Origin of the sequence: Cryobacterium sp. (genome assembly GCF_026786305.1) — a bacterium.
In the GTDB taxonomy this organism is placed as follows: domain Bacteria; phylum Actinomycetota; class Actinomycetes; order Actinomycetales; family Microbacteriaceae; genus Cryobacterium.
In genome coordinates, this window is sequence record NZ_JAJAYI010000089.1 from 24710 (window position 1) to 48097 (window position 23388).

Annotated in this window: 22 protein-coding genes, 1 tRNA gene and 1 pseudogene; 6 read left to right on the forward strand and 18 right to left on the reverse strand. The window is 65.6% G+C overall.

Translation table 11 applies throughout. The annotated features are described in order from the left end of the window. Positions 1-97: 97 nt before the first annotated feature. From LH475_RS11460 to LH475_RS11470, 3 genes are read left to right on the forward strand one after another with little or no spacing between them, the layout of a single operon-like run. Positions 98-2422, forward strand: a complete 2325-nt coding sequence (locus LH475_RS11460) for a hypothetical protein (RefSeq protein ID WP_297414116.1) — start codon at positions 98-100, stop codon at positions 2420-2422. A gap of 26 nt (positions 2423-2448) precedes the next feature. Beyond that, complete coding sequence (locus LH475_RS11465; RefSeq protein ID WP_196843213.1) at positions 2449-3375, forward strand: Ppx/GppA phosphatase family protein; 927 nt, start codon at positions 2449-2451, stop codon at positions 3373-3375. Between the two features lie 46 nt (positions 3376-3421). After that, positions 3422-3586, forward strand: a complete 165-nt coding sequence (locus LH475_RS11470; RefSeq protein WP_297414123.1) for a hypothetical protein — start codon at positions 3422-3424, stop codon at positions 3584-3586. A gap of 233 nt (positions 3587-3819) precedes the next feature. On the opposite strand, the gene LH475_RS11475 is transcribed toward LH475_RS11470, so the two are convergent. From LH475_RS11475 to LH475_RS11525, 11 genes and pseudogenes are all read right to left on the reverse strand, one after another. Further along, on the reverse strand, positions 3820-4128 hold the full coding sequence (locus LH475_RS11475) for a hypothetical protein (protein WP_297414125.1): 309 nt from the start codon (positions 4126-4128) through the stop codon (positions 3820-3822). Between the two features lie 103 nt (positions 4129-4231). Then, a pseudogene (locus tag LH475_RS11480) lies at positions 4232-4782 on the reverse strand (HAMP domain-containing sensor histidine kinase). Between the two features lie 9 nt (positions 4783-4791). Next, a complete protein-coding gene (locus LH475_RS11485; protein WP_297414129.1) occupies positions 4792-5184 on the reverse strand; it encodes a histidine kinase dimerization/phospho-acceptor domain-containing protein in 393 nt (130 codons plus the stop codon). Continuing rightward, entirely contained in the window at positions 5184-5852 is a 669-nt protein-coding gene (locus tag LH475_RS11490; RefSeq protein ID WP_297414131.1) for a response regulator transcription factor, read from the reverse strand. Before LH475_RS11490 ends, LH475_RS11485 begins: the two co-directional genes overlap by 1 nt. 144 nt (positions 5853-5996) lie before the next feature. Next, positions 5997-6650 carry a DedA family protein gene (locus LH475_RS11495; RefSeq protein WP_196843207.1) on the reverse strand — a complete coding sequence of 218 codons (654 nt, stop codon included), beginning with the start codon at positions 6648-6650 and terminating at the stop codon, positions 5997-5999. Positions 6651-6723: 73 nt separating this feature from the next. After that, the gene (locus tag LH475_RS11500; protein WP_196843206.1) at positions 6724-7527 is read right to left on the reverse strand and encodes a hypothetical protein; all 804 of its coding nucleotides are present in this window, start codon (positions 7525-7527) and stop codon (positions 6724-6726) included. A gap of 149 nt (positions 7528-7676) precedes the next feature. Beyond that, positions 7677-8684 (reverse strand): HAMP domain-containing sensor histidine kinase, encoded by a 1008-nt coding sequence (locus tag LH475_RS11505; protein ID WP_196843205.1) that lies wholly within the window; start codon positions 8682-8684, stop codon positions 7677-7679. Next, complete coding sequence (locus LH475_RS11510) at positions 8681-9355, reverse strand: response regulator transcription factor (protein ID WP_297414135.1); 675 nt, start codon at positions 9353-9355, stop codon at positions 8681-8683. Before LH475_RS11510 ends, LH475_RS11505 begins: the two co-directional genes overlap by 4 nt. Then, the gene (locus LH475_RS11515) at positions 9345-10058 is read right to left on the reverse strand and encodes a phosphatase PAP2 family protein (RefSeq protein WP_297414137.1); all 714 of its coding nucleotides are present in this window, start codon (positions 10056-10058) and stop codon (positions 9345-9347) included. Before LH475_RS11515 ends, LH475_RS11510 begins: the two co-directional genes overlap by 11 nt. A 386-nt stretch (positions 10059-10444) precedes the next feature. Beyond that, entirely contained in the window at positions 10445-11338 is an 894-nt protein-coding gene (locus LH475_RS11520; RefSeq protein ID WP_196843203.1) for a Brp/Blh family beta-carotene 15,15'-dioxygenase, read from the reverse strand. A gap of 59 nt (positions 11339-11397) precedes the next feature. Next, entirely contained in the window at positions 11398-12597 is a 1200-nt protein-coding gene (locus LH475_RS11525; protein WP_196843202.1) for a lycopene cyclase family protein, read from the reverse strand. Positions 12598-13026: 429 nt separating this feature from the next. On the opposite strand from LH475_RS11525, the gene LH475_RS11530 reads away from it, so the two are divergent. Next, the gene (locus LH475_RS11530) at positions 13027-13860 is read left to right on the forward strand and encodes a bacteriorhodopsin (protein WP_196843201.1); all 834 of its coding nucleotides are present in this window, start codon (positions 13027-13029) and stop codon (positions 13858-13860) included. A 457-nt stretch (positions 13861-14317) separates the two neighbouring features. Here the strand turns inward: LH475_RS11530 and LH475_RS11535 are convergent. The 7 genes from LH475_RS11535 to hisS form a co-directional block, all read right to left on the reverse strand. After that, positions 14318-14394, reverse strand: a tRNA-Leu gene (locus LH475_RS11535). 74 nt (positions 14395-14468) lie between these two features. Beyond that, positions 14469-15968 carry an FAD-dependent oxidoreductase gene (locus tag LH475_RS11540; protein WP_196843200.1) on the reverse strand — a complete coding sequence of 500 codons (1500 nt, stop codon included), beginning with the start codon at positions 15966-15968 and terminating at the stop codon, positions 14469-14471. A 22-nt stretch (positions 15969-15990) separates the two neighbouring features. Then, entirely contained in the window at positions 15991-17307 is a 1317-nt protein-coding gene (locus LH475_RS11545; protein ID WP_297414141.1) for a S8 family serine peptidase, read from the reverse strand. Next, entirely contained in the window at positions 17304-17876 is a 573-nt protein-coding gene (locus LH475_RS11550; RefSeq protein ID WP_196843198.1) for a DUF501 domain-containing protein, read from the reverse strand. The genes LH475_RS11545 and LH475_RS11550 overlap by 4 nt, the downstream gene beginning before the upstream one ends. Continuing rightward, positions 17873-18403: a septum formation initiator family protein gene (locus LH475_RS11555; RefSeq protein WP_196843197.1), complete on the reverse strand. Its 531-nt coding sequence runs from the start codon at positions 18401-18403 to the stop codon at positions 17873-17875. Before LH475_RS11555 ends, LH475_RS11550 begins: the two co-directional genes overlap by 4 nt. A 125-nt stretch (positions 18404-18528) precedes the next feature. Further along, a complete protein-coding gene (eno, locus tag LH475_RS11560; protein ID WP_196843196.1) occupies positions 18529-19809 on the reverse strand; it encodes a phosphopyruvate hydratase in 1281 nt (426 codons plus the stop codon). Between the two features lie 142 nt (positions 19810-19951). After that, positions 19952-21205: a histidine--tRNA ligase gene (hisS, locus tag LH475_RS11565; RefSeq protein ID WP_196843195.1), complete on the reverse strand. Its 1254-nt coding sequence runs from the start codon at positions 21203-21205 to the stop codon at positions 19952-19954. 95 nt (positions 21206-21300) lie between these two features. On the opposite strand from hisS, the gene LH475_RS11570 reads away from it, so the two are divergent. After that, positions 21301-22293, forward strand: a complete 993-nt coding sequence (locus LH475_RS11570) for an ABC transporter ATP-binding protein (protein WP_196843194.1) — start codon at positions 21301-21303, stop codon at positions 22291-22293. Continuing rightward, positions 22290-23384: an ABC transporter permease gene (locus LH475_RS11575; protein ID WP_196843193.1), complete on the forward strand. Its 1095-nt coding sequence runs from the start codon at positions 22290-22292 to the stop codon at positions 23382-23384. Before LH475_RS11570 ends, LH475_RS11575 begins: the two co-directional genes overlap by 4 nt. Positions 23385-23388 lie beyond the last annotated feature (4 nt).

Genomic DNA, 23388 nt, shown 5'->3' on the forward strand with positions numbered 1-23388 from the left:
GGTGCCGCGAAGAATTCCTCTGGTTTGTTACTTTTCTCGGGGCGTGGGAGGTTGACTTTACCGCCTACTGCCCGTCAAATTGTTCAGGGGGTGAGTTGTGTCCGAATCAGCTCGTATCGCAGTCCGGGGCGTCTGGGCGCGGTCTCCACGCGCCCGGACGACCGTCGTTGCGCTACTGCTGGGCTGCGCCATCACCCTGGCGGCCCCGGTCCTGTCGCCGGTGCACGCTGCGGATTTGCTGACGACCTCGACGCCCGAAACGACACCGTTGGCGGCACCGGTGGCGGCACCGTTGGCGGCACCGTTGGCAACCGACGCCGAATCGACCCCCTCGGCCACCGAGAACCCTCTCCCCATCCCCAACTCGACCACCCCTCCGGCAACGAGTCCTCAGATTGTGAGCCCGGGTAGCGGCCAATTCATCAGCAGCAATCGCACGAGCGTGTCGGGGTCAAAGCAAACCAACCAGGAGATTCAGTTGTTATCTCCGCGCGGCGGGGACCCGCTGTGCATCGTTGCCGAGGTGGCAACGACCTGGACCTGTGACAATATTTACCTGCAAAACGGTCCGGCGATCACGCTGCACGTCGTCGTCACCGGTGATTCGAGCCTCGGCGATGAGATGACCGTCGCTGTGCTCGGCGCACCGACGGTGCTCGGCGGACTGAGCGGCTCAGACTCCAACGGCTGGGTGCGCGGAACCGGGCATCCCCAAGCCACCGTGACCGCGTTGCTGCCGAAGGGTGACACCTGTTCCAGCACCGCCGACGGGTCCGGCGCCTGGGCCTGTCTGTTCTCGGGCCCCCTCACGAACGGCAGCCGGGACGTGACCGCGAGCCAGCGTTCATCGTTCAGCGGCCCGTCATCGTCGAACTCGAGCGCGCCGGTCACGATCGTGTTCGACGTCACCGCACCGGATGCCCCGGTCCTGACGGCTCCAAGCGCTGGCGCCCAGGTTTCTGTCGCTGGCGCCCGGTACACCGGCACCGGGGAAACCGGCGCCACGGTGACGGTGTTCGCCGGCGCCTACTCGGTCTGCTCCGCCCCGGTGACCGGCGGATCCTGGAGTTGCTCGGCCGGCGGAGTGGCCGCCGGATCGTACTCGATCATCGCCGTGCAGAAGGATGCCGCCGGCAACGTCGGTGCAGGCAGCACGCCCGCGTCGGTCAGCTACGTCTCCGAGACGACACCGACCCCGACGCCTTCTGAGTCCGCCTCTGCAACGCCACCGGTCGCACCGACCCCGAGCGCCGAGGCCTCGCCGTCACCCGACGGTTCGGTGGCCGTGCCCGGTGCGACGACCGAGCCTTCGCCGACGCCGACGCCGACGCCGACGCCGGGTGCCGGCGCGCCCGACCCGGAAGCTGCGGAGCCAGAAGCGGCGGAGGGGGCCTCCGTTTTTCCGGGTCAGTGGAATGACCCGACCCGGTTTGCCGCGGCCATCGGCCCGAGCGGCAACGGCTCACGGTTTCCCTGGTTGCAGGCCGGTCTGCTCGCCCTCGGTGCGCTGGTGCTGATTGCGGTGCCCCTGCGCATGCTCGCGGGCACCATTTCACGCACCCGCAGCGGCCGACCCCCTCGGGCGCTGCCAGCACTGGCGGGACGCAACCGCGTGCGCGAAGAATTCGAGGTCGCACCGACCATGCATCTCAACCGGTGGGTGCGCGGCGGCGCGGCACTGCTTGCTGCGGCAACGTTTGTCATGCTGTCCGGCCCGGTCATTGACCAGCCGGCTTACCTGCGCCTGCTCGTCGCCGTGATCATCGGGCTGGTGCTGGTCAACGCGGTGGCCATGCTGGTTCCGCTGTGGTGGAGTTCGCGCGTATTGCGGCTGCACGGAACGGTCATATTTCTGCCGAGCTATCTGTTGCTCATCGCGGCCGCAGCAATCGCATCCCGCCTGTTCGACGTGCACCCCGCACTGCTGTTCGGGCTACTCGGCAGCGTCACCCTCTTTGCCAAAACGGATGCTGCGGGCCTGGCCGGCGCGCATCCCACGCCCCAGCACCCCACACCGGCGCAGCGCGGCCAGCTCGCTGCCGTGCGGGTGGGCGCTCTCGCGGCATTAGCCGTGCTCGCCTGGTCGCTCGGGTCGCTACTGCCCGGCGCCAGCGATTTCGTCACCTCGCTCGCGGCCGAGACGGGCAACACGATCGTGCTCGCTGCCATCGGCTCGGCGGTGCTGATTCTGGTGCCCATCGGGCACACCAGCGGGCGCCGCATTCTGGCCTGGTCGCCGCCCGTGTGGACCGGCCTGACCGTCGTCACCTACGGAATTCTGTTCGCGGCACTCGCCCCGATGGTCGAGCAATTGCGGAGCGAGGGCACCGGGCTGGCGCTGGGGATCTCTGCTGGAACCTTTGCCGCGTTGTGCGCGAGTGCGTGGGCCTGGCAGCGGTTCGTCGTGCCGACCCAGCGCTAGGCCGCCGCAGGCTGTATCGTACACATGTGCGCCTAGGAGTTCTCGACGTCGGTTCAAATACCGTCCACCTGCTGGTTGTCGACGCGCACGAAGGCGCCCCGCCGGTGCCGATGGCTGCCGACAAGAGCGTGCTGCGCCTCATGCGCTACATCACTCCCGAGGGCGCCATCAACGACGAGGGTGTCGCGGCGGTTCTTTCCGCGGTGCAACACGCAGCGAATGTCGCCCAGCAGCACAACATCGACGAACTGCTGCCGTTCGCCACCTCGGCGTTGCGCGACGCGACCAACGGACCCGAACTGCTGGACCGGGTCGAACGGGAAACCGGTGTCGCCCTGCAGGTGTTGTCGGGCGAAGACGAGGCCCGACTGACCTTTTTGGCCGTGCGGCGCTGGTACGGCTGGTCGGCCGGCAATATCCTCCTGTTCGACATCGGCGGCGGGTCTCTCGAGATCGCCGCTGGTGGCAGCGAATTTCCTGAGGTCGCCCTCTCGCTCCCGCTCGGCGCCGGACGCAGTACGATCGGCTTTCTGCACCACGATCCTCCACTGCCGCAAGAGGTAGCGGCGCTTCGCAAGCACGCGGCATCCGTCCTGCGCGATGCGGTCGGTGCGTTCGTGCATTTGCCGACCCCGCAACACATTGTCGGGTCGTCGAAGGCGATCCGTTCGCTGGCCCGACTGGCCGGCACGACCTCGGACGGCGTGGGTGCCGCCGACCGACTGCGCCTCGGTCGCGCTGGGCTCGAAGACTGGGTGCCGCGTCTGGCCCGCATTCCGGCCGAAGCAAGACCGGCGCTGCCCGGCATCACCGCCGACCGCACCTTTCAGATCGTGGCCGGCGGCATCGTGCTCGGCGCGGCGATGGCCGCGTTCGGGGCTGCGGAGCTCGAGGTATCACCCTGGGCATTGCGCGAGGGCGTTATTCTGCGGTACCTCGACCGCCTGCGCTGATCGGCACGAGCATTTCCGGTCACACCGACCTTCCGGAGGAACTCTGATGCGAAGACTGACCGCCGGCCTGTTCATATCGATTGATGGCGTGGTTGAATCACCCAACCTCTGGCAATTCGACAGCGTCGACGCGGAACTGGGCACTGAAATGACGGCCATGATGCATCGCGTCGACAGGGTGTTACTCGGCCGGGTCGGCTACGAACAGTGAGCCGGCCCTTGGCCGCACACCGAGTACGACGATCCGTTCGGCGCCTTCATCGATGAGGGCAACGCCCTGCTCACCGACGGCCTGCGCATCGACTGACGCGGCGCTGCCCAGAATCTGAGAGACGGGACACCGCCATAACCGCGTACCCCAGGCCGATCGAGCTGCAACAGCTGCAACGCGGCCTCGCCGGTGACCGGGGCGCACGTGTGCCCCGGCCACCATTCATTGATTGGTCAGTCCTGTGTGCCGTCTTCGACGGCGACGCCGTTGATGTCGTCGCTCGTGTTGTCGGTACCAGACCCGGTGCCAGATTCCGTGGTGGACTCCACGCCGGTTTCGTCGGCGGTTTCGCCGTCGTTGCTGCCGTCTTCGACCTCGTTCTGCACGTTGCCGGTGTCGGCCGACGTCGCGGCGGGTTCAACGCTCGAGGAGGACGGGCTGGCGGGAGTGGCCTGGGCTCCGGCGGTGAGGGTGATGCCGCCGACGACGGCCAGCGCCACGGCCAGTGCTGCGCCGCTGCCAATTTTCATCTTCTTCTGCATGGTGTGTGCCTTTCGAGAGTGGGCTCCGCGACTGCGGGGCCATATTTCGACGTTAGAGCGGGGCAGGTGAGATGAGCGTGAGAGCCAGTCCGGCGCAGTCGGATTACGGGCGGAGTGGAAGGTTCACCGTGACACTCGTACCGACGCCGGCCTGCGAGGTGATCGTGATGCGGCCATCGTGTGCCTGGATGATCTGCTGCACCAGGCCGAGGCCGAGGCCGAGGCCGTGCCCGGGGTGGGATCGGGCCCGGTCGGATCGCCAAAAACGGTCGACGACGTGCTGCAGGTCGTTGTCGTCATGCCGATTCCGGTGTCACGCACGGTGATCCTGCCGGTGCCGTTCTGGGTGTCGGTGCCGACGGTGACGGTGCCCGGCGTCGGGGTGAGCTTGAGGGCGTTGTCGACGACGTTGCCGATCGCTCGCGCGAGCAACGCCGGGGAGCCCAGAACGACCGTGGCCCTTCCCCGGCCAGCAACCAGCCGAGCGGCATCCGCGGGGTTGCTTACGCGCGCGTCGATATCGTGCCGGACGACCTCGTTCAGGTCGACGAGTTCGTAGGTTTTCTTGAGCTCGGTTCCGGCGCCGCGGGAAAGTAACAGCAGGTCGTTGGCGAGTAGGGTCAGCCCGTCGACGGCTTCCAGGGCGGTCTGCATCGCCGGCTCCTACTCGGCGGGGGTGCGGGTTGTGAGCAGAGCGAGTTCCAGTTCGCCCTGAATGATGCTGAGCGGGCTGCGCATCTCGTGGGAAGCGCCATCGACGAAGCGTTGCTGCAGATCGTAGCTTTTCTGCACCGGCGCGAGGGCTGCGCGTGCCATGACAAAGCTGGAAATGGGTATCAGAACTATGAGCACGGCGTAGAGCACGAGCAAACCGGCACGGAGGTTGGCGAAGCCCTGCTCCGCCGCGTTGAGCGCGCCGGCACCATCGGATTCGGCCGCGTCGAAATCAAAGGTACCCGTGACGAAAACGTAAATTCCCACGGCAAAAGCGGCGAACAGCACCAGCTGTACCACCGTGTAGGTCACGGTGAGTCGAACAATCGCGCGGCGAAACATCAACGATCCGCATGGATCAGGTATCCGGCGCCGCGCCGGGTTTCGATGATGTCGGCTTCACCCGGTGCGGTCAGCTTCTGCCGGAGGTAGCGGATGTAGGTTTGTACGACGTTACTGAACCCGTCGTAGTTGCTGTCCCATGCATGATCTATCAGCTCGGTGGCGCTGATAATGGTGCCCGCGTTGCGCATCAGATATTCGAGAACGGCGAATTCCTTCGCCGTCAATTCGATCGTGCGTCCCGCACGCTTTGCGGTGCGGGTGGCCGGGTCGAGGGTGACTCCCTGCGCCTGGAGCATGGGTGCGTGTGCGCGCGGTGATCGTCGAAGCAGTGCGCGCACGCGGGCCAGCAGCTCGACGAGGTGGAACGGCTTGACGATATAGTCGTCAGCGCCGGCGTCGAGGCCCTCCACCTTGGTGCGCATGGAATCCAGTGCGGTGAGCATCAGCACCGGCACGTTCTTATCTATCAAGCGGATGCGTCGGCACACGTCCATCCCTCCGCCCGGCAGTCCCGGGAGCATTAGGTCGAGAATGACCAGATCGTACGTTTCAATTTCGAAGGCCTGCAGCCCGTCCGGGGCTGTGTGGGCAATATCCACGGCATAGCCGGATTCCGTGAGGGTGCGACGGATGACATCCGCGATGCGCACGTCATCCTCAGTCACGAGCACCTTCACACGGTGACCGACGTGACCCGTTGTAGACGGATCGTGAGCACATTGACGGTCATGTCCTCGACCCTGGGGTGCCGTCGATGACACCAGGATGAGACGCCTCAGAACCGCTGCCGCAGAACGGTAGGTCGATGGTCACGCGCGAGACTTCTGTCGGTGAGTAACGGTGGCTCTGATGAGGACCGGAACCACAGAGATCACGACGATCCCGATCAGCACGAGATCAATGTACCGTGCCGCGAATGCAGCGACTCCGGGGACGTGAGCCAGCCCGAAGCCCAGGAGCACGACCGCGCTCGTCCACAGCACAGCGCCGACGATGTTGAACATCGTGAACACGCGCCGCGGCATCTTGCCGACACCGGCCGCGACGGGAGCAAAGGTGCGCACGACGGGCACGAAGCGGGCGATCGTGACGGCCGCCGGGCCAAACCGATCAAAGAAGCCCTGGGTTCGTGCGACGCTCTTGCGGCTGAAGAGACCGGAATCGCGACGGTCGAAGATCCTCCGGCCCGACGTGCGCCCGATGATGTAGCCGAGCTGATCGCCCATCGCGGCGGACAGGGCAATGGCCGGGATGACAACCCAGAGCGGCTGGCTGATAACACCGCTGAGAGTGAGAACACCGGTGAAGAACAACAGGGTATCGCCGGGGAGGAAGAACCCGACGAGCAGGCCGGTCTCCACGAAGACGATGGCGCAGACGCCAGCGAGGCCCCAGACGCCGGCACCCGCGATCACCGATTGTGGATCAAGGAATCCAGACGCGGAGAGTGCGGTAACGATCATAGTTTTCATGCTGCAGGGGCTCTCTATGAAATTCCTGAGGAGGGGCCGGGGATCCGCTGCCCGCACTCTGGATTTAGACGGTCGTCGTCAGCTGTGCGTCCGCCGTGCGAGAGCGGCGGGTGAGGGCGATCACCAGCATGAGAATCACGGCCAGAAAGAGCACACTCGTTGCTGTGGTCCCGAGCCCCAGCCCGCCGTCGGCGAGGGGCTGGGAGAGCAGGTCGCCCGTGGACGCGCCCAGCGGGCGGGTCAGGATGTATGCGATCCAGAAGGCGAGCACGGCGTTGAGGTGAAAGACGAAGTACGCCACGGCGACCAGGGCGATGGCTGCAGCAAAGACGAGAAGGGCGACGAAGAAACCGAGATTCAACCCCTCGGCGACGAGGTCACCCGCCGCTGTGCCGAGGGCGAACGTGAACAACACGGCCAGCCAGTAGAACGCCTCCCGGCGAAGCGTGAAGATGGAGTGGATGGAGAGGGTCTTCTCCGAGATAGCCCAGACGGTGAATATCGCGGCCAGGGCCACGGCGAAGACGACCGTCGTGACCCACAGGGGTACGCCGAGGCTGTCGGTGAGATTATCGGTGATGAGGGTGCCCACGACACTGATCAGCACCACCGCCAGCCAATAGATGGCCGGGGTGTACTTGTGCAGTGTGAACTGCACGCCCAGTGCGGCGACGAGCAGTACCGTCATGATGATCGAGGTGATCGTGAGGCCCAGACCGAGGTCAACGTTCAAGAAGTCCGCTGCGGTCTCCCCCACGGTGGTCGCGAGCACTTTGATCACCCAGAAGATGAGGGTCACCTCGGGCACCTTGGTCAGAATGTGCCGCAACGGTGAAACGGTGATGGAAAGGGTTGAGGTCGTGGACAAGTGTTCCTCCTTCGATGGGGTCGGTAGAACCAGCGAACACGTCGACGTCTAAGACTTCTCACAGAAGCGATCCACGGGCACCGGGATCCACGAATGTGCGGTCATTTCGCGGTCCCGGTGAGAACGTACTCGTAGATCGCGGCTAAGGTTCAGGCCTGCTTCGACCGCGGAATGGTGAGCCTGATCGCTGTGCCAGCGTCGCAACTGTCGACGACGTTCACGGATCCGCCGTAGCGCACCGCGATTTCCCGCACGAGAGACAGGCCGATACCAAAACCGGTTCGGGCATCGCCACCGCCATCCACAGCAGTTCCGGAGTGCGCGAACCGATCAAAAATACGGGCGGGGTCAATACCTTGAATTCCGGGGCCGCGGTCGCGCACCGTGACCGACACTGTCTTCTTGGTCACGGATACGTCCACAGAGATGACCGATCCACTGGGAGCGAACCGCACAGCGTTGTCCAGTAGGGCCACAACGCACCGGGTCATGCCGGATGTTGGCACACGCGCGAACGCGGGCTCCGGAGCATCCAATTCAATGGTGATGTGTTTCTCGACAGCAATGAGCGCCATTGACTGCACGGCGGCGTCAACCGCAGCGGGTACATTGATGACGACAGTGTCATTCACCGCAGCGCCGCCGATTTCCGCCGATTCGAGAAGATCGTTCACGATGTGGATGAGGTCTTTCGCATCGTGGCGCAGCTCCGCGACGACCGCGGAGGACGGGTCGCCTGCAGACAGGGCGCGTTGCAGAATTTGCAGGCGGGCGTCGAGCACAGCGAGTGGGGTTCGGAGTTCGTGGCTCGCGTCGGCGACAAAGGCCCGCTGGATGCGTAGCACCTCGCCGAGGGGTTGCACGGCCCGCCCGGTGACCAGCCAGCTCATCACGCCGGCCAGAATGATCAGGGCCACGCCCAATACCGTCGCAGCGCGCAGAAGCCCGATGGCGCTGACCTGCAGGTTGTCGGTGTCCGGCACCGGTTCAAACAGCTCACCGGGCGAGATTTCGGACAGGATGTAAACGAACACGGCAACGATGACGACCGCGACAACGGCGGCGCAGGCGATCGCGATTCGGGTGCCGACGATACGTGACGCCCGACGAATGGCCAGGGTGTCGCTGTCGACGATGGGGAGTTTCCTGCGGGTCATGGTTGTCCCAGGCGGTAGCCCTGGCCGCGCACGGTGAGGACGATGTTGGTATCTGTCTTGCGCCGAAGGTAATGCACGTAGGTATCCACCGTTCCGGCGGTGTCCGCGGCGCTGAAGACGGCATGCAGGATCTGCTGCCGGGAGAACGTGCGCTGCGGGGCTTCAGCCAGGAGTTTGAGCAGCTCGTTCTCCTTGGCCGTGAGAAGGATGCGCCCGTCATACGGGGAATAGATTGTGCGACTGTCCGGATAGTACTCCCAACCACCCACGAGCAACGCGCGGCCCTCACCGGTGAACACCCGACGGATGGCTCGTAACCGGGCGAACAGTTCATCGAACTCGAACGGTTTGACGAGGTAGTCGTTGGCGCCGATGTCCAGCCCGGCCACTTTGTCGCCGGTGGTTCCGAGAGCAGTGAGAAGAAGGATGGGGGTGGTGATCAGTTTGCGGCGGAGGGCTTCGACGACGCCCAGTCCGTCCAGCGCGGGAAGGCGTCGGTCGATGACCATCACCTCGAACTCGCTGGCGAGGCCGACGGCCAAGCCTTCGGCACCGTCGGTGACCCAGGTGACATCGTAGATTTCTGTGAGCACGTCCTGAATCATTGGACCGAGCTTTGCATCGTCCTCAATCAGCAGCAGTCGGGCGCGAGTCATGATCTCAGCGGGCATCCGAGGCTCCTCCGTTGGCGGGTCCAGCGTGGAGGCCGGATCGACGTTCGTTCCAGTCTGACATCACCAGCAGCCATGCAGCTTCAACCAGCGTCACGGCGGCGATCGAGTACACGATCGATGCCGCCACGTCGGACGGGTAATGCACCCCCAAATACACCCGGGAGGCTGCCGTCCCGAGCACGACAACCGCAGCCGCTGCTATCAAAAACGGGCGCCACCTCTGACCGGCCGTGGCGACGATGAAGCCCAGAAAGAAGCAGGCGGCGAAACTGGTATGTCCGCTGGGAAAGCTGAGCCCGCCCGGTTCGAGCACCAAGACGTGGGACAGGGACGGGATGTCGGGACGTGCACGGTGCACGAGTAATTTGATGGCATCGGCGCCCAACGTGGGAATCACCACGATCAACAGGAAGCGGATCGCAGCGTGCGGTCGCCGGGTAGCCAGCAGGATCGAGCCGGTTCCCAGCAGCACCAGTATCGTCGCCACGGCCGATTCGAACAGCCAGTCGATCCCGAGCGCAACCCAGTCGAGTTGCGGGGTGTGCGCACTGTTCACCTGGCGGAGCACATCCATTTCCATGGACGTCCAGCCGGCCGATGATTTCAACACCAACCCGCTGACGATGACTGCGAGGATGACGCCGACGGCGGGGATAGCGGTTCGTGCGAAAAGGATGCGTGGTCGGATGTCTGTGCCCATGCCCCCAGAGTCACGCCTGCCGACACAGGACCTTCTAAGAAATGGCCCCCGCCGGGTCTCAGCTTCTCGGCTGACTCGGACAACGCCACCGCGATAGTGGAATCCACACTCACCGAGTGGACGACGCCCCCGAGGCACGCACTGGCTCCCCTGGCACAGTCATAAGTCAGCCACGATCGATGTCTCGCCAGAGAGTGGCGCATTGCTGTCGTTTTCTGCATGTTGGAGGGAGGTGAGTCCTCGTCTATGGATCGTTCACCGTGACGGACGTCGGCCCGGCATGATGGGTCCCTGAGAGCGCGGCTGGCCACCGCGCTGAACACGTTCGCGCTGCCGTTCATCGTTTAGCGGGACGAGGCGCAGAAATTGTGAAAAGCTCGCTCGGGTCAGATCGGTGACGTCTCCTGCTGACCGGCAACAGCCGCCCGTCGGTGACGGTTTTCGCGGGCCACCACGATCATGTGCGGCACGGTGAGCGCCGCCAACCCGATGAACACAACCTGCAGAATCTGCTCGCTCATGGCACCGCCGGTGCCGAGACTGACCAGCAACACTCCCACCACGAGCAGGGGCACAACGGTGTAGACCACCACCATCAGGGCAGGCAGCCGTCCGCCGCCACGTTCGGCGTGGAACCCCGCCTTCAGGTGCCGAAAACTGTGCAGGGCGCAGAAGTACAGCAGAAAGAAGACCAGCGGCTCCGTTGCGAGGGCGAGCACGGTCGCGAGCACGATTTCGACGCTTTCGTGTGCCCGGTGCCGCAGGGCGACCAGTGCCGCCAGAAGCAGACCGGCCAGGGCGAGCGGCCCCAGCCACTCCTGCACTCTGGCCACCATCGCGCCTCCGTCACCCGCCAGCACGACGTAGGCCGCACTCACCTGTTCGGGATGCGACAGCGCCGGCACACTGAGCAGCCCGAACCCGGCGAGAAACCGCAGCCAAAGTGCCCGGTCGGCGTTCCAATCGGACCCGAAGTGCAGGGCCGACACGAGCAGGAACACGACCAGGCTCGCCACCGGGGCCACCAGCCAGAGCAGGACAACGCCGACCACGACAAGAATGTACGCCGCGTTAAACCCTGCAAAGCCCAGCGGGGTGCGCCATAGGCCGACACGGCGCGCGATCAGCGGATCGAGAGCGCCGTGGGGCAGGCCCAGAACGCCCACGAGAACGCCCAGGAGCACGACCTGAACCGTGGGCGAGGGCAGTGGCAGGCCCAGCCCGAGCACGGCCAGGGTGGCAAGGGCCAGGCTGGAGAACACCAGCGTCTCGATGGGCACGCGATGCCGCCGCGGCGTGATACGTGCGGCCCCCGAGCGGGGCGGAGCGGCCTGGCCGGTCATCGCTTTGCGCTCGTGCTCGTGCTTGGCGTCGCGGTGGCGGCCGTCGCGGTCGGTGCCGGGCTGAACACGGTGGGCGCGGCCAGCTGGGCTATGAACGGGCTCCACGGCAGGCTCGAGATGATGCGCGCGTAGTCCGCGGCCCGGGCTCCATCACTGAGAAAACGCACCAGTCCGGCCGGAGGAACGCCGTGGGCAAGGGCGAGAAAATACTCCGCGGTGCGCTCCGGGTGCGCCCGAACGGCCTGCAAAAAAATGCGATCGAAGGTGCGTCGCAGTCGAGGTTCTTCCGGGTGTCCCACCGCCTCGCGGCCCGCGAGCAAGCGCTCCGTGCACAGCTGGGCCCAACGCTGAATGCGCAGGAAACCGTAGCCAGAGGCGGCCCGCAGCGCCCCGCCGGCGTTACCGGCGGGCAACACGCCTGCGATCGGCGGTGCGGCCTGCCGGCCCAGTCCCATGGCCAACACGCCGCCCTCGGTGCGCACCCGGCGAGCGTCGGCCAGGCCGAGCCCGGTGAGCAGTTGGTCCAGCTCGCCGACCAAGCGCTCCCGATTGATCGGAACCAGACCGAAACGGGTCCACTCCACGATCGCGCGGTTCGGTCCGAGCGGCAGGGCGTACACAAAACGCAAGCCCTCGGAGTCGGCGGCAAGGGACCCCATCAACGTCACCTCGCGAGGGTCGAACGGCAGCGGATGGTCACGTTCAAGTTCGACGCCCACGAAGCTCTGGTAGAGCATCGCCTCGGCAGCCCGTGGCCGGGTGTCAATCACCTGGCAGGCCAGCAGGGTACCCTCACTGGTCTCCACCCGAACGCCGCCCGAGACCGCAGCGACCGTCCCGGCACGAACACCGAGGCGCAGGTCGACGCGCGGCGACTCGGCGATGTCGGCCTGCGCGCTCGCGTAGAAATCGCTGCCCCGAACGTACTGGTAGGCCAGTCCGGGCACTTGATGGCGAACAGTGACGCCCGCGGCATCTGAAAAAGTCCATGTTTTCCAGCGTTGCGACACCAGGTGCGACAAATCGTGCTGTTCCGGTCGCCAAAAACACCAGCTGCGGTCGTCCTGATAGGCCGTGCGCGGTTCCAGCACCACAACCCGTGGGCCGGATCGCTCTCGGGCCAGTCGGGCCGCCAACGTGAGCCCGGCCAGTCCCGCGCCCAGCACCACGAGGGGAGCGTCCACGGCGGGCGTCATGTCTGCTCCTTCTCACTCGATCACGTGCGGGGTGCAGATCGAAAGATATGCGATCAGCCTAGCGGTGACGCGGCGTGCGTTTCGGGCGCTCACCGGGCTGAACCGGAACTGCGGCGGGAGGAGTCAGGCATCGGCCGGTCTTATCTTGAGAGGACAAATACCGGTCAACCAGCGCAATTCGAGAACCGCCGCTACAGCGGCAATGCCGTCGTTGGCCATACTGGTTCACGGGCTGGCGCATGCCGTGGCTCACTAACAGGGGACATTCTCAGACTCGAATCATTTGTCGGGTTTAGATAGCTCTCTTTACGACATCTGCCGTGTAGCATTACGTTATGAGCAGGTTTTTGCAAATCACACAGCTACTTGCCTCATTTTCGGTTCGATCCCTGTAATTTCAGCGAATGCTCTTGGACACCAGAGGACATCATGATTCCTGACTCCCTAACCCAGATCCAGTACAACACCATCTACAACGTGTTCTCCCTCGTGATCGCCTCGCAGCTGTTCACGTCTGTTTTTCTCGTCATCTGTCTCAAGCGGGTGCTGCCGCGGTACCGCCAAGCTTTGACCGTCGCGGCCATCGTCTGTGGCATCGCGGCGTACCACTACTTCCGCATCTTCAACTCCTTCACCGAAGCGTTCGTGACCGAGGCCGTCGGCGGCCGCGGAGACTATGTTCAGGTCGCCGGAGCCTCCTTCAACGAGGGCTACCGCTACGTGGACTGGCTGCTCACTGTGCCCCTGCTGCTGCTTGAGCTCGTGGCGGTTCTGGCGCTGGCCCGCAAGGTGCAAAGCAGCCTGCTTACACGATTGATTCCCGCCGCAGCCCTGATGATCGCCCTCGGCTACCCCGGCGAGATGGCCGCGGACAACCTCACCCGTGGCATCTTCGGCGCGCTCTCCTCGATTCCGTTCGCGTACATCCTGTACGTGCTCTTCGTGGAGCTGACCCGGTCGCTGGATCGCCAGCCCGCCACGGTCCGCAAGACCATCAGCCTGCTGCGGTTGTTGCTGCTGGCCACGTGGGGCGTCTACCCGATCGCCTACCTCCTGCCCGGAATTGGCATTGACGGCGCCAACGCCTGGGTCGGCCTGCAAATCGGCTACTCCGTGGCCGACATCCTCGCCAAGTGCCTCTACGGACTGATCATTTACCGCATCGCGCGCTCGAAGTCCTTCGCGGATGACCAGGCCTTTGCCGACGTCGAGTTGTCCCTCGAGGACGCCACGAGTCTCAAGCGTTCCACCATCAACAACTAGTTCGCTTAGCGGCACCGTAACGGGGGCTGTACGATCGGAAATCCGATCGTACAGCCCCCGTTTCGCGTGGGTGCTCCGCATCCGCTCGCGCTGGGTTAACTGCCCAGGGGCTCTGGGCGCGTCTTCTTGATCGCGTCGTTCAGGTCGCGTCGTGACGGTCGCGTCGTGGCGGTCGCGTCGTGGCGGTCTCGTCGTGGCGGTCTCGTCGTGGCGGTCTCGTCGTGGCGGGCACGGCGAACATAGCGCACACCGCTAAAGCCATAGAACGACTACGTGGCCACGACCCCCACTGCGATGACCTGGACGTCTAGGCTGATCTCTTCGATGCTGACCTCGGCGCGGTCGCAACGGCCTTGAATCGGGCGCGCGCTTATGCACATGTGGGCAGAGGCAGAATAATTGCGCGGTTGAACATTATGGACCCGTTGAAAACGCTGGGCTGCAGAGGTTTAAGAAGTGGTGCCCCCACTGGGACTTGAACCCAGACTGTGACGATTTTAAGTCGTCTGCCTCTGCCAATTGGGCTATGGGGGCGCGCCCGATAACGGGCAGTTACAGCGTAGGTGCTGCCGGGCGAGGGTATCGCCCGGCAGCACCTACAGAGAACGCTACTTCGAAGCGGATGCTTCAGCGGCCGCCTTCTCCGCGACGGGAGCCTGGGCGGCGGGCGCCTTGGTGACGGGAGCGGCGGTATCCGGTGCAGCAGCTTCAACGGTGGGCTTGCGCGGCGCGCGGGGTGCACGCGGGGCATTCGGCGCCTTGGCGGCGGGGGCGGCGGCCGGGACCGTCGGCTTGGGACGCAAAACGAACTCTTCGAACACGGCGCGCGGGTTGGCGGTGGCGCTCAGCGAGACGACATCGCGACCGAGGAACACGTTGTTGATCCAGCCCCCGATGACGCGCAGCTTGCGTTCCCAGCTCGGCATGGCCAGTCCGTGGTAGCCGCGGTGTGCGAACCACGCCGGCAAGCCGGTGATGGCGAGGTTACCGGACTGGAACACTCCGACTCCGACGCCGAGGCCGGCGACGGCACCCAGGTTCTTGTGCAGGTACTGCGTCGGGGCTTCACCGCGCAGCACGGCAACAAGGTTCTTGGCGAGGAGCTTGCCCTGGCGCACAGCGTTCTGCGCGTTGGGCACGCAGTTGCCGCCAACGCCGCCACCGCTCAGGTCCGGAACGGCGCTCACATCGCCGGCGCCCCAAGCGTCAGCGACGATGTCATCTTCAGTTCCGACGCGCAGGTCGGCGCGAACCTGCAGGCGACCGCGCTCTTCGATGGGCAGGTCGGTGTGACGCACGATCGTCGGGTTGGCCATGACGCCGGCCGTCCAGACGATGAGGTCGGTCTCGAAGGTCTCTCCGCTGGAAAGCTCGATCTTGCCGTCGACCGCGCTGGTCAGCTGAGTGTCAAGGTGAATTTGCGCACCGCGACCGGCCAGATTATCGATGACCCACAGGCTCGTCTTGAGCGAGACCTCGGGCATGATGCGGCCCATGGCTTCGATGAGGTGAAAGGTGGTGTCTTCGAAGCTGATCTCCGGGTACAGGGTGAGCAGCGAGGTGGCGAAGGAGCGCAGCTCGGCGAAGACCTCGATGCCGGCAAAACCGCCACCAACCACGACGAAAGTGAGCAAACGCTCGCGCTCGGGTCCGGCCGGCAGCGCCGAAGCCCTGTCGAAGTTCGTGAGCACGCGGTTGCGGATGGCGACAGCCTCTTCGATGGTCTTGAGGCCGATGGCTTGGTCGGCGACGCCCGGGATCGGGAACGTGCGCGACACCGAACCGGCGGTGACCACGACGATGTCGTACTTGAACTCGTACGGCTCGCCGATCGGCGGGGTGATCGTGGCGGTCTTTTCGGCGTGGTTCACGTAGCTGACCTTGGCGGAGATGACGTTGGTCTTCTTCAAGTGGCGACGGTGCGACACGACCGCGTGACGCGGTTCAATGGACCCCGCCGCGACCTCCGGCAGAAAGGGCTGGTAGGTCATGTACGGCAGCGGGTCAACCATGGTGACCGCGGCTTCGCCGGATCGCAGCCATTTCTCGAGCTTCCATGCCGTGTAAAAACCGGCGTAGCCGCCACCAACAATGAGAATTTTGGGCACGATAAGAAGGCCTCCTACATGATTATGATGGTGCGAAATCTTTGGGGTTTCCGCGAATTCGCTTGATATGCCGAGTGGCCCCAATGCCGAACAGCGTTACTAGGATACCAAACCCTACGAGGAGAGCGAGCGGAAGGCTGATATAAGTCAAGGTCAGCTGGTTCGGCAGCCAGGCGGTCAGCATATTTTCGGCGGGCAGCGCCGGGTCGGCGTCAGCAGCGGCCGGGGCCTCGGCGACGGGCACCTCGGTGGGAACGACCTCGATCTCGGCGCGGCGGTGCAGCGTGATCCACTCCGTGAGCAGCTCGCTGGGGGTGGCTCCGGTCGCCGGAGCGACATAGCGGGTCACGGCGGCGGTGGCATCGATCAGGCCGTTTCCGTAGATCGGACTCGGCACGGACTGCCCGTTTGGGTTCGCGGTGGCGACGACGCGGTTCATGACGCCCGCCGCATCCAGGTTCGGATACGCGGCCCGCACCAGGGCAACGAGCCCGGACACGATCGGCGCAGCCGCGCTGGTACCGTCCCACTGCACATAGGACGAATCGGGCATGACGCCGACCAGTTTCTCGCTGGGCGCTGAAACGGCGATCGTGATGCCCTGCGAGGAGGCATCGAAACTCGCGGTCTTGTTGCGATCCACGCCGCCGACCGCCAACACGCCGGGGATCGTTGCGGGAGCGCCGACCTCGGTCGTGCCACTCCCCCGGTTACCGGCTGCGGCTACGACGACGACATCGTTTTCAAAGGCGTACAGAAAGGCGTCGTCCCAACTCTTCGGCCAGTACAGCGTGTTGCGGGTCAGCGACATATTAATCACGTCGGCCCCGTTGTCGACAGCCCAACGGATGCCCTGCGCAATCTGGTCATCGTTGCTCACCGCGGAACGGGTACTGCCAAACCCGACCGAGACCGCCAGAATTGACGCTTCCGGGGCCACTCCGATGAGGCCCGTACCGTCCCCGGTGCCCCGACCGGCCAGAAGCGAGGCCACGAGGGTACCGTGTTCGCCGTTATCGTCGTCGCCGGCGACCGGAGTTTGGCCGTCGGCGGAGCCGAGGCCGGAGACATCCGTTCCCCCGGTCACGACCCCGTTCAGCTCGGCGACGCTGCCGTCGACTCCGGAGTCGATGACGGCGACGGTGACGCCGGCGCCGCGGGTGGTGTTCCAGGCCCCGGTGAAACCGTAGTCGGTGAGCCAGTATTGCAGGTCGCGAATCTGGTCGGCGTGGGCGGCGGACGCGTCGAACGCGACGGAGCCAGCGATGGTACTGCCGAACAGTGCCGTGGCCAGTGCCACCGCAACGCCGGTGCTGACTCGGCGGGCGGTCGCGCTCACTCGGGAACCGACCCGAGCTCGGCTGTCGGGTGCACGGCTGTCGATTTCACAGGCGCATCAATGGAGTAGTCCACGCAGACGCAGACCGTGGGTGACCAGGCCACGCGCTCGAGCGCGAGGTCACCGATCGGGTTCACGCCCAGCCCGACAGCCAGGGAGTGTGCGGCGAGGGCGTGCAGGCATTTGACCCGGCTCGGCATGCCGCCCGAGGAGATGCCGGCGATTTCCGGTACACTGCCGAGCTGCTCGCGGTCGAACAGAAAACTGTCATGCGCTCGCTCATAGGCGGCGCGCACGCCGTCATCGTCGGCCAGGAGGTCGTTGTACTCGTTCATAACTTGCGTGGCCTCAAGCGAGGAGATCGCTGCGGTCGCCGCCGGGTGGCACAGGTAGTACAGGGTGGGAAACGGGGTGCCGTCGGCCAGACGCGGCGCGGTGGCGACCACGGTCGGCGCGCCGCAAACGCAGCGGGCGGCGATTCCGACGACGTTACGGGCCGGGCGACCGAGCTGGGCTGAGACGAGGTCGATATCGGCCGGGGTGAACGGGTGGAACGGCGGCCGGGTCACGGGGCCACCGTCGTTGGCTCTGACTTCTCGGGCGCTGCGGCTTGCTGAGCGAGGCCAGCGGTCATGGTGGAGGCGAACAAGGAACTCAGCCAATCGACTGTGGTGCTTTGAATATTGGTGCTGACCGGTGCGGCATCCGCTTCGAGCGGGGCGGCGACCGGAAGGTCGTTGATGACAAGAAAGCTGATATCGCCGGGCAGCACGTAGGACAGTCGCTCGCGTGCCTGCGTTGTGACGTAGGTGCGGTCATTCCAGCGTTCCCGCTGGCTGGTGAGCTGATCGACCTCGGCCTTCTGGTCGGCGACGATCGCGCTGAGCTGGCTGATCTGCTGCCGCTGCTCGGCGTAGGTACGCAGGCTCGGGGCGAGCACGACGACGGCGAGCACGAGAACGACCATCATTGCGAGCGAAAAGCCCGAAAAGCGAATGCTGCGCAGCCAGCCGCCGGCGGGCGTGTCCGCCTCCGAGACGGCGGGTTGCCGCTGCTGGGACTTCTGCGGTGCGGAACCCGGGCGTTTCTGGTTCACGGCAACTCCTTTCGCTGGCTGGTCGTGTTCGGCTGTCGCTCGAAAATGGTACCGAGTGTAGCTGTGGGCCCCCGACCAGCCGAAGGTTCGGTGGTCGGGAGCCCGGTTGTGCTGTTGTGCTGTTGTTACGCGGTGAAGCGGGGGAACGCGGTGCGGCCGGCGTAGACCGCGGCCTCGCCGAGTTCCTCTTCGATGCGCAGCAGCTGGTTGTACTTCGCCACACGCTCGCTGCGTGCGGGGGCACCGGTCTTGATCTGGCCGGCATCCGTCGCCACGGCGAGGTCGGCGATGAAGGTGTCTTCGGTCTCACCGGAACGGTGCGAGATGATCGCGGTGTAGCCGGCGCGCTGGGCGAGGGAGACAGCATCCATCGTCTCGGTCAGGGTGCCGATCTGGTTGACCTTGACCAGGATCGAGTTCGCGGCCCCCCGCTCGAGGCCCTTTGCCAGGCGCACCGGGTTGGTCACGAACAGATCGTCTCCGACGATCTGCACCTTGTCGCCGAGCGACGCGGTGAGGTGCACGTAGCCGTCCCAATCGTCTTCTTCGAGGGGGTCTTCGAGGGAGACGAGCGGGTAGTCGGTGACGAGCTCGGCGTAATAGGCGCTCATCTCTTCGGCGGAGAGCTTCTTGCCCTCGAAGTTGTAGCTGCCGTCCTTGAAGAATTCGCTCGCGGCGACGTCGAGAGCGAGGGCGATGTCCCGGCCGGGAACGTAGCCGGCGTTCGTGATGGCTTCAACGATGAGGTCGAGCGCGGCCCGGTTGCTCGGCAGGTTGGGGGCGAAGCCGCCCTCGTCACCGAGACCGGTGGACAGGCCCTTGGACTGCAGCAGCGCCTTGAGCGAGTGGTAGGTTTCGACGCCCCAGCGCAGGGCCTCACTGAACGACTCGGCACCGAGCGGAACGATCATGAATTCCTGAATATCGACATCGTTGTCGGCGTGCGACCCTCCGTTGATGATGTTCATCAGGGGCACCGGCAGGGTGTGGGCGTTCGGGCCGCCGAGGTAGCGAAACAGCGGCAGGCCGGCCGAGCTCGCGGCGGCCTTGGCCACCGCAAGGCTCACGCCGAGGATGGCGTTGGCGCCGAGGCGCTCCTTGTTATCGGTGCCATCGGCTTCGATGAGCACGAGGTCGACGATGCGCTGGTCGGTCGCGTCGATGTCTTCGACCGCGGGTCCGAGGTCGTCGATGACGGCCTCGACGGCCTTCAGCACACCCTTGCCCTGGTAGCGAGCCTTGTCACCATCGCGCAGCTCATACGCCTCGAACACGCCGGTAGACGCGCCGGACGGCACCGCGGCACGGCTGACCGTACCGTCGCCGAGCAAAACCTCGACCTCGATGGTCGGGTTGCCGCGGGAGTCGAGAATTTCGCGTGCGTCTACTGCCTCAATTAGGGCCACAACTGTCTCCTGATTTGTCGGGGTGGACGTCTGGGTAGACGCCGGGGTATGGGGCGGGATGAAGGTGGGGGGTGCCGGGTGATCCGGGCGATGTCAGTCTAGCCAAACCCATCGTCGGATCCGCTGAGCCGGCCCGGCTGGCTTAGGCGCCGAGCGGTTTGAAATCGAGGTCGCTGGCCGCATCGGTGTCGGCCGTCACGAACGCGAAGCGTCCGTAGCCGGCCGCACCGGCCCGGTCGAGCAGGGCCGTGAGGTTTTTGGTGCGGCGTTCCAGCCGCACACGCAGTCCCCCGGCCACGAGGTCGCGTTTGAGGGCGACCAGGCTGGCGGGATCGGCGTCCTTGTCGTGCACGAGCACGACCGCCTGCTCAGCGGATGCGGAATCCGCGTGCAGCAGGTCAACGATGCGTTCAAAGCCGATCGAGAACCCGCAGGCTGGCACGTCGGTGCCGAGGAACCGGCCGATCATGCCGTCGTAGCGGCCGCCGCCGCCGAGGGAATAGCCCAGGTCGGGGTGGGAGATCTCGAAAATGGTTCCGGTGTAATAACCCATGCCGCGCACCAGCGTCGGGTCGAACTCGAGGTCGACGCCGGGCAGGGCGGCGCGCAGTGCCGTGAGGCCGGCGAATGCCTCCGGGTCGAGCCAGGCGGGCGCGCTGTCACCGAGGGTCCAGCCGCCGCTGCCGAGCCGGGTGAGCAGCTCGGCCAGACCGGGAGCGACGATACCGAGGGTACCCAGTTCGGTAGCCACGCCGTCGACGCCGATCTTGTCGAGCTTGTCGATCACGATCAGCGCCCGCTCGGTCAGGCCTGGAGCGACGCCCCAGTGGGCGAGCAGGCCGGAGAGGATGCGCCGGTCGTTGACGCGGATGGAGCAGCCTGTGAGGCCGAGCTTGGTCAACGTCGCGGCCGTTGCCGTGATCAGTTCGATCTCGGCGAGCGGGCCGGCCTCACCGATGATGTCGATGTCGCACTGCATGAACTGGCGGTAGCGCCCCTTTTGCGGGCGTTCGGCCCGCCAGACCGGGGCGATCTGAATTGACCGGAACACGGGCGAAAGCGCGGCGCGGTGGGTGGCGTAGAAACGAGCGAGCGGCACCGTCAGGTCGAAGCGCAGTCCCAGGTCGGCCAGGGACAGCAGGTCGTCCCGCTCGGCGGCGGCGGCAACATCCGCTGCGCTGAGTCCGCGCTTGAGCACCGCAAAAGCGAGCTTCTCGTTGTCGCCGCCGAGCCCGGAATGCAGGCGGGTGGAATCTTCCATGACCGGAGTTTCGATCTCGTCAAAGCCGTGCGCACGAAAACTCTCACGGATGATACCGAGGGAACGCTCGCGCACGGCCTTGTCGGCGGGGAGAAAATCGCGCATGCCGCGCGGCGGGGTCACTGCAATAGCCATGGGGTAATTCTCTCAGTTGCTCTCGGCGCGATTCACCGCCCGCACCGAAAACCCACCCCCTAGACTCGGGACAAAGGGGAGTACGTATGTCATTCATGACAGTTTCAGACTCGGCGGCCAGGACGCCGAGCGGTATCGCGGTGAGCGGGGTCAGCCGGGCGTTCGGCAGTGTGTTCGCGCTGCTTGATGCCACGCTGACCGTTCCCGCCGGCTCGGTCACGGCCCTGATCGGACCGAACGGCTCGGGCAAGACAACGCTGCTGCTCATGCTCGCCACGCTGCTCACCCCCTCCACGGGCACCATCCGCATCAACGGTCATGACCCGGTCACCGAGCCTGAACGCGTGCGCGCCATCATGGGATGGATGCCCGACACCCTCGGTTCCTGGCCGAGCCTGAGCGCCCGCGCAGCCCTTCAGACCACCGGGCGCATGTACCGGATGACCCGTGAGCAGGCCGCCGTGCGCGCCGACGAGCTGATCGCCCTGACCGACCTCGATAATTTCGCCGACCGGCCGTCGCGGGTGCTGTCGCGCGGCCAGAAACAACGCCTGAGCCTGGCCCGGGCGCTCGTGCACTCCCCCGGCGTGCTGCTGCTCGACGAGCCGGCCTCCGGCCTCGACCCCGCCGCTCGTGCCTCGCTGCGCCAGCTGCTGCGCCGCCTGGCCGGCGACGGCACCGCCATTCTGGTGTCGAGCCACGTTCTCGCCGAACTCGACGAAATGGCGGATGCCGCGGTGTTCCTCGCCGACGGTCGCACCGCGAGCCCGGAACAGGTGGCGGCGGCGGGCGCGAGCGCCCGGGCCTGGCGCATCCGCTCACTGGACGAGGCAGCGCTGGAACGTGCGCTGGCGGCGGCCGGCGTGGTCGGCGCGCTCGTGCAGGTGCTCGGCGTCGACCAGCTCGGCACCCTCGTGCGGGTGGAGAACGAAGCCTCCGCCGCCGCTCTTCTGCACAATCTCGTGCTGCGCGGGGTTCCGGTGTGCGATTTCGGCCCTGCCGTTGGCAACCTCGAGCACACTTTTCTTGACCTCACGCGGGAAACAGGCCACGGTATCGCCCCGAACGACTCGGAGGCCACGAAATGAACGACTCCCGCAACCGGGTTTTCCTGACCGGACTCTGGCTGATCGTCACCCTCGAACTGCGCCAGCGGGTGCGCGGCGTCTCGTGGTACGTGCTGCTCGGCGTCTTCATGCTGCTCGTGGGCATCGCCACGTTTTTGCTCTGGCTGGCCACCTCGGCCTGGCTGTCGGGCGGCGGCGGCGTGTTCTCGACCATCATTTTCTTGGTGTTGCTGCTCGGCACGCTGGTGTCGCCGGCGCTGTCAGGCAACGCTGTCAACGGCGACCGGGATGCCGGCATCCTGGCCACCACGCAGGTCACGCTCATCAGCACCGGGCAACTGGTGCTCGGCAAGTTCCTGGCCGCGTGGATCACGGCGCTGGCCTTTCTCGCCGCGGCGCTGCCGTTTCTTATCTTCGCGGTCGTTCTCGGCGAGGTATCCGGCGGTACCATCGCGGTGTCGGTACTCGTGCTGGCAGCCGAGCTGGGTGTCATTGCGGCCGTGGGAGTAGGGCTGTCCGGCATTCTGACCAGGCCGCTGTTTTCCATCGTGCTGACCTATCTCGTGGTCGCGGCGCTCAGCCTCGGCACGCTCATTGCTTTCGCCCTGCTCGGCGCTGCCACGCAGCAGCAGGCCACGAGCGTGAACTACCAGGTCGTGTCGTCGACCTACGACGAGCAGACCGGAAAGCAGTCGGACATCGTCTGCTCCACGGCCCAGACCTCGACGTATAACGTGCCGCGGTTCGACTCCTACTGGTGGATCCTCGCCGCGAACCCCTACGTGGTGGTAGCGGATGCCGCGCCCGGCAGCTTCGACGACGGCGGCAACCCGACCGACCTGTTTGGTCAGATCGCCGTCGGCGTGCGCAGCGCGCAGGCACCGCCGGAGTTGTACCAAGAGTACAACGGCTGTGACGACGCCGCCAAGGGGTACAGCGACCAGGCCTTCTCAGACGGTCCCACCCTGCAGGAGACCTACGACGGCGCGGTGCCGAGTTGGTTCATCGGGCTCGCGATGCACCTGCTGCTCGGCGCGGGCGCCCTGGCCTGGGCGTGGCGGCGCACCCGTACCCCCGCCACCAAACTCCCCGTTGGCAGTCGCATCGCGTAGACGC